Origin of the sequence: Idiomarina sp. UBA3162 (assembly GCF_002364475.1) — a bacterium.
In the GTDB taxonomy this organism is placed as follows: domain Bacteria; phylum Pseudomonadota; class Gammaproteobacteria; order Enterobacterales; family Alteromonadaceae; genus Idiomarina.
The window spans coordinates 1-4,392 of sequence record NZ_DEYI01000072.1 but is presented as its reverse complement, the minus strand read 5'-3'; the positions used below and the strand labels follow the sequence as shown (position 1 = coordinate 4,392).

At 46.2% G+C, this 4,392-nt stretch carries 4 protein-coding genes; all 4 read right to left on the bottom strand.

The window, feature by feature from the left end:
- Positions 1-707 (bottom strand): LON peptidase substrate-binding domain-containing protein (locus B2X00_RS09480; RefSeq protein ID WP_290487311.1); only part of this gene is annotated, 707 nt, incomplete at its 3' end.
- A 120-nt stretch (positions 708-827) separates the two neighbouring features.
- Positions 828-2,105, bottom strand: coding sequence for an ATP-dependent protease ATP-binding subunit ClpX (clpX, locus tag B2X00_RS09475; protein ID WP_290487310.1), 1,278 nt, complete (start codon positions 2,103-2,105; stop codon positions 828-830).
- Positions 2,106-2,117: 12 nt separating this feature from the next.
- Positions 2,118-2,735 (bottom strand): ATP-dependent Clp endopeptidase proteolytic subunit ClpP, encoded by a 618-nt coding sequence (gene clpP / locus B2X00_RS09470; RefSeq protein WP_006955134.1) that lies wholly within the window; start codon positions 2,733-2,735, stop codon positions 2,118-2,120.
- A 112-nt stretch (positions 2,736-2,847) separates the two neighbouring features.
- Complete coding sequence (gene tig, locus B2X00_RS09465; protein WP_071463525.1) at positions 2,848-4,146, bottom strand: trigger factor; 1,299 nt, start codon at positions 4,144-4,146, stop codon at positions 2,848-2,850.
- Positions 4,147-4,392: the final 246 nt, after the last annotated feature.

Below are 4,392 nucleotides of genomic sequence, written 5' to 3'. Positions count from 1 at the left end.
GCTTTCATTTGCTCATTCAGATAATACTCGCGTTGGCTTTTCTCCATTTGCTTTTTAACCCGACTGCGGATGCGCTTCTCGACTTGTAAAATGTCGATTTCGCTTTCCATTAATGCCATCAAATATTCAAGGCGCTCGCGTACGTCGGTAATTTCTAAGATATGTTGCTTGTCAGCGAGTTTCAGTGGCATATGCGCGGCCATGGTGTCAGCCAAGCGGTCACACTCATCAATTCCCGACAACGACGTTAATACCTCAGGCGGAATTTTCTTGTTGAGTTTTACATAGCCTTCAAACTGATTCATTGCAGAACGAACCAGCACTTCTTCTTCTTTCTCCGGCAAGCTTTCCGATGCTAAATAATGAATGCTCGCCTGAAAATATTCGTCACTGTCCTTGAGTTGATCGAGCTCAGCGCGCTGCTGACCCTCAACCAACACTTTGACGGTGCCATCGGGTAGCTTCAGCAATTGTAAAATACTCGCTACCGTGCCCACACGATAAATATCCTCTTCCGTCGGCTCATCGACTGAAGCATCTTTCTGGGCTGCTAAAAATACGCGTTTGTCACCGTCCATAGCTGCTTCTAAACAACGAATGGACTTTTCGCGACCCACAAATAGTGGGATTACCATATGGGGGTAAACCACTACGTCACGTAATGGGAGAACAGGCATATCTAGTTGCTCTGTACGTTCTTCGCTCATCAAATTCTCCTGACCTTAGTTCTATCTTTAATATGTGGTCTATATGGCAAAGTTCAACGGTTTGCATAAAAAAAGGGCCAAAACGGCCCTTTTTGTCAACTTTGGGCTGAACACACCCGCTTATTCGCCTGATGCGTGTTTTTCATCCGATTGATTTGAATAAATTAAAATAGGGTCTGATTCGCCAGCCACTACTGATTCATCCAATACAACCTTAGATACGCCTTCAATTGAAGGAAGATCATACATGGTGCTTAATAACACGCCTTCTACGATAGAACGTAGGCCGCGAGCACCGGTTTTACGGTTCATCGCTTTCTTAGCGATAGCACGTAATGCATCTTCGCGGAACTCAAGCTCGACGTCTTCCATTTCAAACAATGCAGCGTATTGTTTTGTAAGGGCGTTTTTCGGCTCACGTAAAATCTCAACGAGCGCGTCTTCATTCAGTTCATCCAGTGTTGCCACGACGGGTAAGCGTCCAATAAACTCAGGAATCAAACCGTAGCGAACCAAATCCTCTGGCTCAACTTGGCTGATGATTTCACTTTGAGCCGCGCTGTTAGGGCTTTTCACTTGTGCGCCAAAACCAATGCCCGTGCCCGTTGCTAGACGTTGTTCGATCACTCGCTCAAGACCGGCAAAAGCACCACCACAAACAAACAAGATTTTAGACGTATCGACCTGCAAAAACTCCTGCTGTGGGTGTTTGCGTCCGCCTTGAGGCGGTACAGAGGCAACCGTGCCCTCAATTAACTTCAACAGGGCTTGTTGCACCCCTTCACCACTGACATCACGGGTAATTGAGGGGTTCTCAGACTTACGAGAAATTTTATCAATTTCATCAATGTAGACGATACCGCGCTCTGCTTTCTCGACGTCATAGTCACATTTTTGCAGTAGCTTTTGGATGATATTTTCAACATCCTCACCAACGTAACCCGCTTCTGTTAATGTCGTCGCATCAGCCATGGTAAATGGAACATCCAAGAATCGCGCCATCGTCTCAGCGAGAAACGTTTTACCTGACCCCGTTGGACCAATCAGCAAAATATTACTTTTACCAAGTTCAACGTCATCTTTGCCCTTACCTGCGTTGCGCAAACGTTTGTAGTGGTTATAAACCGCTACTGACAACACTTTCTTGGCACGCTCTTGACCGATGACATAGTCATCCAAGTGCTTACGGATTTCTTTTGGCACAGGGAGCTTATCGTGATCCGGTGCTGCGGCAATATTTTGAATCTCTTCTTTCAAAATATCGTTACACAAATCAACGCACTCATCACAAATAAACACCGAAGGCCCAGCGATCAGCTTCTTCACTTCGTGCTGGCTTTTGCCGCAAAAAGTACAATAAAGTGGCTTATCACCGTCGCCTTGCGTTTTATCGGTCATTCGACTCTCCTACTACTCTTCGCCACGCTTGTTCAAAATGCCGTCAACTAAGCCATAGTCGACCGCTTCGGGCGCAGTCAAGAAATGGTCACGGTCAGTATCACGTGCCACTTTCTCATAATCTTGTCCGGTATTCTCAGCTAACATACGGTTTAGACGCTCTTTCAGATCCAAGATTTGTTTCGCATGAATCTCGAAATCTGACGCTTGCCCTTGGAAACCGCCCAGTGGCTGGTGAATCATTACGCGCGAATTCGGCAGGCAATAACGTTTACCTTGTGCTCCCCCTGCTAACAGGAATGCGCCCATGCTAGCTGCTTGGCCCATGCACACAGTACTGACGTCGGGCTTGATAAAGCGCATCGTGTCATAAATCGCCATACCTGCTGTTACCACACCGCCCGGTGAATTGATGTAGAGGTAAATGTCTTTATCAGGATTGTCTGATTCCAAAAATAATAATTGGGCAACAATCAAATTAGCCATGTGGTCTTCGACCTGTCCACAGCAGAAAATGACACGCTCTTTTAACAGTCGCGAGTAAATATCGTAGGAACGTTCACCTTTTGAGGTTTGCTCCACGACCATCGGGACGAGCTGTGCCATGGGATCCTGAATATCGTTAGACATGAATGATAAAGCTCCTAATAAGAAAAAGGCTCGTATGAGTTACATACGAGCCATTAAACCAAGCACAGACAGAGCTCGTCAAGGGCTCCGTCGATTTATCCGTACGGATAGATTATTGCTTAGGGTTCATGATGTCATCGAAGCTCGCTTTCTTCTCAGTCACTTTCGCTTGCTCAAGTACAAACTCAACCGCTTGTTCTTCAAGTGCAACGTTGCGAATCTGCTGCATCATGTCGTTGTTTGACTTGTAGTACTCGATGACTTCTTGCGGGTCTTCGTAGGCTGAAGCGGCGTTAGCGATGATGGTATCAACGCGCTCGTCTTCTGCTTTCATTTCGTTAGTGCGGATAACTTCGCCTAACAAAAGACCCACTTTAACGCGTTCTTTCGCTTGTTCTTCGAACAGCTCAGCTGGTAAGTCAGGCATTTGCTCTGCATTGCCGCCAAAACGTTGTGCTGCTTGCTTACGCAATGCGTCGATTTCTTGATCGATCATCGCTTTTGGCAGCTCAACTTCGTTTTGTTCAACGATGCCTTTCAATACTTGCTCTTTTACCTTGCTTTTAACCGTGTTGCTCAATTCGCGTTCCATATTTTTGCGAACTTCAGCTTTCAGCGCGTCAACACCGCCTTCTTTCACACCGAACAAAGCAACGAACTCGTCGTTAAGCTCTGGCAACTCGCGCTCTTCAACTTTCTTCGCCGTTACAGCAAACTGTGCTTCTTTGCCTTTCAGGTTTTCCGCATGGTAATCCTCAGGGAAGGTCACCTCGATGGTTTTCTCTTCGCCTGCTTTAATACCTTTGATTTGGTCTTCAAAACCAGGGATCATGCGGCCTTCACCCAATTCGAGTGCAAAGTCAGACGCTTTACCGCCTTCAAATTCTTCACCGTCAATTGAGCCAACGAAGTCCATGGTTACACGGTCACCATCTTTTGACTTACGCTTAACTTCTTTCCAGCCTGCGTGTTGCTTACGCAAAGTCTCTAGCATGCTATCGACATCCGCATCAGTGACTTCAACGGCTGGCTTTTCAATTTCGATCTTGTCGAGGTTTTTAACCTCAACTTCTGGGTATACTTCAAAAGTTGCAGTGAACTCCAGGTCTTGACCTGGTTCGTTAACTTTAGGCTCGATCGCCGGTGCACCTGCAGGGTTAATTTTTTCCTGCATGATTGCTTCGTAGTATTTGCTCTGCATTACGCCAGAAGCGGCACGAGAGCGTGCTTCGCGACCAAATAGCTTCTGCAATACGTGTGGAGGAATTTTTCCCTTACGGAATCCATTCACACGGCGGTGACGGTATTCTTCTTTTAATAAACGTTTTACTTCGTTATCAATAACGTCCGCCGGTACCGTAATCGTCACACGACGTTCTAAACCTTGTGTTGTCTCTACAGAAACCTGCATTGCCTTTTTACCTCGGTTTCAATCAGTGAAGTGTTGCCTGCCTTTAAAAGCTAACTTAGTTCACACCCGTTGAATGTAATCCAAGCCACTTTAACGCAAACAACGGCGTTATCCTTTAAAAATGACGCAACATTATAGCGAGTCGGAGGCGAATAGTCGAGAGTGAATTCTGAAGTGCTGACGCAGACAGGAACAATGATTAGTATTTATTCAGTTGAAGCGTGGTCGGCGAGACTGGATTCGAAC